The sequence below is a fragment of the Kitasatospora sp. NPDC005751 genome (assembly GCF_040630835.1).
In the GTDB taxonomy this organism is placed as follows: Bacteria; Actinomycetota; Actinomycetes; order Streptomycetales; family Streptomycetaceae; genus Kitasatospora.
On sequence record NZ_JBEXYC010000121.1, the window covers coordinates 1 to 5,780 of the forward strand.

The window sequence follows — 5,780 nt, forward strand, 5'->3', positions numbered from 1 at the left end:
GTGGCCGGGTTGGAGAGTCTGGCGGCCGGTGTGCCGTCGGGGTCGGTGGTGTCGGGTGTGGCGCGGCCGGGTGCGCGGGTGGTGTTCGCGTTCGCCGGTCAGGGTTCGCAGTGGGTGGGGATGGGCCGTGAACTGGCTCTGTCGAGCCCGGTGTTCGCGGCACGGCTCGCGGAGTGCGAGACGGCGCTGGCGCCTTATGTGGACTGGTCGCTGGCCGATGTCCTCGCGGGTGTGCCGGAGTTGACGGCGGCGGATGTCGTCCAACCGGCGCTGTGGGCGGTGATGGTGTCGCTGGCGGCGGTCTGGGAGGCCGCCGGTGTCACGCCTGCTGCGGTGGTGGGGCATTCGCAGGGTGAGATCGCGGCGGCGACGGTGGCGGGGATGCTGTCGCTGGAGGACGGCGCCCGGGTGGTGGCGCTGCGTTCGCGGTCGTTGAAGGTGCTGGCCGGTCTCGGCGGGATGTTGTCGGTGAGCCGGTCGGCCGCGGTGGTGGAGGAGCGGATCGCCCGGTTCGGTGAGCGTGTTGCCCTGGCAGCCGTCAACGGCCCTTCGGCGGTGGTGGTTTCGGGTGAGCCGGAGGCGCTGGAGGAGTTGAAGGCGGAGTTCGAGGCGGAGGGAGTGCGCGCCCGGATGGTCGCGGTGGACTACGCCTCGCACTCGGCGCAGGTGGACCGCCTCGAAGCGGAGATCACCGAGGTCCTGGCCGGTATCGCGCCGCGCCGGGGCCGGATCCCGATGGTCTCGGCGATGACTGGCGAGACGCTGACCGGTGAGGAGTTGGACGCCGCCTACTGGTACGGCAGCCTGCGGGCGACGGTGCACTTCGACCGCGCGGTGCGCACGCTCGCCGGTCAGGGGCACCAGCTGTTCGTCGAGGTGACGCCGCACCCGGTGCTGCTGGGCGCGATGAACGACACGCTCGAAGAGGTCGCCCAGGAGGCCGCCGGGCTGCCGGCGGCCGTCTGCGGCACGCTGCGCCGCGACGACGGCGGCGCCCAGCGCCTGCTGGCCTCACTTGCCGAGGCCTTCGTCAACGGTGCCCCCGTGGACTGGCGCACGGTGCTCCCGGCCGCCGAGTCGGTGGAGCTGCCCACCTACGCCTTCCAGCACGAGCAGTTCTGGCCGCCGGCTGCGGCGCCGTCCCTCGGTGGGGACGCGGTGTCGCTCGGCCTGGGCGCGGTCGGTCACCCGCTGCTGGGCGCGGCCGTCGAACTGGCCGGCGGCGCGGGGCTGGTCTGCACCGGGCGGCTGTCGCTGCGGACGCACCCCTGGCTGGCCGACCACGTGGTCGGCGGGGTCGCGCTCCTGCCGGGGACCGGCTTCGTCGAGATGGTGGTCCGGGCCGGTGACCAGGTGGGGTGCGGCCTGCTGGAGGAACTGACCCTCCAGGCGCCGCTGATCTTCCCGGCGGACGGTTCCGGTGTGCAGGTCCAGGTCGTGGTGGCCGCCGCCGATGCGGACGGCCGTCGGACGGTCGAGGTGTTCTCCCGCCCCGACGCCGCCGACGCGCAGCAGGCGTGGCTCCAACACGCGAGCGGTCTGGTCGCCCACGCCGGTGAACCCGCGCTCGCCGAGGAGGACTTCGCGGTCTGGCCTCCGCGCGGGGCCACGGCGGTGGACGTCAGCGGTATGTACGAGGCGCTGGCCGGGACGCCCTACGGCTACGGCCCGGCGTTCCGGGGGCTGCGCGCGGTGTGGCGCCGGGGCGACGAGGTCTTCGCCGAGGTGGCGCTACCCGAGGGTGTGGCCGCCGATGCGGGTGCGTTCGGTCTGCACCCGGCCCTGCTGGACGGTGTGCTGCACGCCAGCGCCCTGGTCGGCGGTTCCGAGGAGGGCGATTCCGGGCAGGTGCGGTTGCCGTTCGCGTGGACGGGTGTCGAGCTGCACGCGGCGGGTGCGTCCGTGCTGCGGGCCCGGCTGCGCCGGGATGCGCAGGGCGGTCTGGTGCTGACGGCAGCGGACGCCACCGGTTCGCCGGTGGTCTCCGTCGAGTCGCTGATCACCCGTCCGGTGGCGGCCGAGCAACTGAACTCCGCTGCCTCGACGGTGGCGGATGCCCTGTTCACCGTCGAGTGGGCCCCGCTGAGCGTTGCCGAGGCTCCGGCCGGGGCGTGGGCGCTGATCGGCGCCGATCGCTTCGGCCTGGCCGAGGCGCTGGAGGCCTCCGGCGTTCCGGTCCGGGCCTTCGCCGACCTGGCCGGTCTGGCCGCCGCCACCGAGGCGGGGGAGATCGAGCCCGCCCTGGTGCTGGCCTGCGCCGGTGACCAGGACAGTGGAAACCCGGCGCAGGCGGCCGCGCGTGTGACCGGTGAGGTGCTCGGCCTGGCCCAGGCCTGGCTGGCCGAGGAGCGTCTGGCCGAGGCCCGGCTGGTGGTCGTCACCCGAGGAGCCGTCGCTGCCGCGGCCGGTGAGCGGGTCGCCGATCTGCCCGCCGCCGCCGTCTGGGGCCTGCTGCGCTCGGCGCAGTCGGAGAACCCCGGCCGACTCGTCCTGGTCGACCTGCCCGCCGGTGAGTCCGGTGCGCCCGCCACGGTGCTGCCGTCGGCGGTGGGCAGCGGTGAGTCCGAGCTGGTCGTCCGCGCCGGCCAGGCCCACGGACGGCGTCTGGCGCGCCCGGCGGGCGAGTTGGCGGTGCCCGAGGGCCCGTGGCGGCTGGAGCCGGACGCCGGCGGGTCACTGGAGGGGCTGACACCGGCGCCGGCGCCGCAGACGGGCGACGCGCTGGAGCCCGGGCAGGTCCGGGTGGCGGTCCACGCGGCCGGGCTGAACTTCCGCGACGTGCTGATCGGCCTCGGGATGTACCCGGGCGGCGGTGTGATGGGCAGTGAGCTCGCGGGTACGGTGCTCGACCTCGGCCCCGAGGTGACCGGCCTCGCGGTCGGCGACCGGGTGATGGGCGTCGCCGCAGGCGGGTTCGGGCCGGTGGCGGTTACGGACGCCCGGCAGTTGGTGCGGATCCCGGAGGGCTGGACCTTCGCCGAGGCCGCGTCGGTGCCCGTGGCGTTCATGACGGCCTGGTACGCCCTGGTGGAGCTGGCCGAGGCCGAGGCCGACCGACGGGTGCTCGTGCACGCGGGCGCCGGTGGCGTCGGCATGGCGGCGGTGCAGCTCGCCCGGCACCTGGGCCTGGAGGTGTTCGCGACGGCGAGTCCGGCGAAGTGGCCGGTGCTGGCCGCGATGGGCCTGGACGAAGCGCACATCTCCTCGTCCCGCGACGCCGGGTTCGAGGCGGAGTTCCTCGCCGCCACCGGCGGCGCGGGTGTGGACATCGTGGTGAACTCCCTGGCGGGCGAGCTGACGGACGCCTCGCTGCGGCTGCTGCCGCGCGGTGGGGCCTTCGTCGAGATGGGCCGTACCGACCTCCGGGACCCGGAGGCCCTGGCCGTCCAGTACCCGGGGGTCTTCTACCGGCCCTTCGATCTCGGCGAGGCCGGGCCCGAGCGGATGGGCGCGATGCTCGGCCGGATCGTCGACCTGATGGCCGCCGGCACGCTGACGAAGCTGCCGGTCCGGGCCTGGGACGTGCGGCGGGCGCGTGAGGCGTTCCGCTTCATGCAGCAGGCACGCCACACCGGCAAGCTGGTCCTGACCGTCCCCGCCGAACTGCGCGCCCCCCGCCCATCCGGGCGGACGGCGCTGGTGACGGGTGGCACGGGCACGCTGGGCGGTCTGGTCGCGCGGCATCTGGTGACCACGGCCCAGGCGGACGGTCTGGTGCTGACCAGCCGTTCCGGTCCGGCCGCCGCCGGGGTGGCCGTGCTGGCGGCGGAGTTGGCGCAGTCGGGCGCGTCGGTGGACGTGCTCGCCTGTGACACGGCGGACCGTGAGGCGCTGGCCGCGCTGCTGGCGGCGATTCCGGCGGGGCGTCCGCTGCGGAGCGTGATCCACACCGCCGGTGTCCTGGACGACGGGATCGTCGCGTCGCTGACGCCCGAGCGGGTGGCCGCGGTGATGCGGCCGAAGGCCGACGGTGCCTGGCACCTGCACGAGCTCACCCGGGAGCTGGATCTGGAGCAGTTCGTGCTGTTCTCCTCGGCCGCGGCGACGTTCGGCGTCCCGGGTCAGGGCAACTACGTGGCGGCCAACGCGTTCCTGGACGCGCTGGCGGCCGACCGGCGGGCGGCCGGACTGCCCGGCACCTCGCTGGCCTGGGGCCTCTGGGCGGAGGTCAGCGGCCTGACCGGGCAGCTCTCGGACTCCGACCGGGCCCGCCTGACCCGCGGTGGCGCCGTGGCACTGAGCGCGGACGAGGGCCTGGCCCTGCTGGACCAGGGAACCGCCCGCTCCGAGGCGCTGCTGGTGGCGACCCGGCTGGACCTCGCCGGGCTGCGCGCGCAGGCCACGCGGAGCGCGGAGGTCCCGCCGCTCTGGCGGACCCTGGTCACGGCCGGGACCGGCCGGCGGACCGCCGCCTCGGGCGGCGTCGGCGCGGACTCGCTGCAACGGCAGCTGGCCGGCCTCTCCGAACAGGAGCGCACCCGGCTGCTCACCGACCTGGTCCGGACCCACGTGGCGGCCGTGCTGGGGCACAGCTCTGCCGAGGCCGTCGAGCCCGGCCGCGCCTTCACCGACCTGGGCTTCGACTCGCTCACCGCGGTCGAACTGCGCAACCGCCTGGGCACCGCGACCGGTCAGCGGCTGCCGGCCACCCTGGTCTTCGACTACCCCAACCCGGTCGCGCTGGCCGGGCACCTGCGGGCCCGGCTGCTCGGTGACACCGAGCAGCCCGTGGACCTCCTGCCGGTCCGCCCGGCGGAAGCGGGATCCGACGAGCCGATCGCGATCGTCGGGATGGCCTGCCGGCTCCCCGGCGACGTGAACGACCCCGACGGGTTCTGGCAGCTGCTCACCACCGGGGCGGACGCGATCTCCCGCTTCCCGGACGACCGCGGCTGGAACGTGGAGGGCCTCTACGACCCGGACCCCGAGAGCGTCGGCACCTCCTACACCCAGGAGGGCGGCTTCGTCGCGGACGCCGGCGGCTTCGACGCCGGGTTCTTCGGGATCTCGCCGCGTGAGGCGCTGGCGATGGACCCGCAGCAGCGTCAGCTGCTGGAGACGTCCTGGGAGGCGCTGGAGCGGGCCGGGATCGACCCCGCGACGCTGCGCGGCAGCCAGACCGGCGTCTTCGTCGGCGGGTTCGCGTCGGCCTACGGGCTCGGGCTGGCGACCGGCGGCGAGGGAGCCGAAGGGCACCTGACGACCGGCTTCGCGACGAGCGTGATGTCCGGCCGGGTGTCCTACACGCTGGGCCTGGAGGGCCCGGCGGTGACCATCGACACCGCGTGCTCGTCCTCGCTGGTGGCGCTGCACCTGGCCACCCAGGCGATCCGCGCCGGGGAGTGCTCGATGGCGCTGGCCGGCGGGGCCACCGTGATGGCGACCCCCGACGGCATCGTCGGGTTCAGCCAGCAGCGCGGTCTCGCGGTGGACGGCCGCTGCAAGGCCTTCTCGGCCGACGCGGACGGCATGGGCTTCGCCGAGGGCGCCGGCATGGTGGTCCTGGAGCGGCTCTCGGACGCGCGGCGCAACGGGCACCGGGTGCTCGCCGTGGTGCGCGGCTCGGCGGTGAACCAGGACGGGGCGTCGAACGGTCTGACGGCGCCGAACGGTCCGTCCCAGCAGCGGGTGATCCGCGCGGCGCTGGCGAACGCCGGCCTCACGGCCGCCGATGTGGACGTGGTGGAGGCGCACGGGACGGGTACCAAGCTGGGTGACCCGATCGAGGCGCAGGCGCTGCTGGCGACCTACGGTCAGGATCGTGGTGCCCAGAAGCCGCT

At 75.1% G+C, this 5,780-nt stretch carries 1 protein-coding gene; it reads left to right on the top strand.

Annotated elements, in window-relative coordinates:
* Positions 1 to 78: 78 nt before the first annotated feature.
* A partial coding sequence (locus tag ABZ497_RS36320; protein WP_359812301.1) for an SDR family NAD(P)-dependent oxidoreductase occupies positions 79 to 5,780 on the top strand: 5,702 nt, incomplete at its 3' end.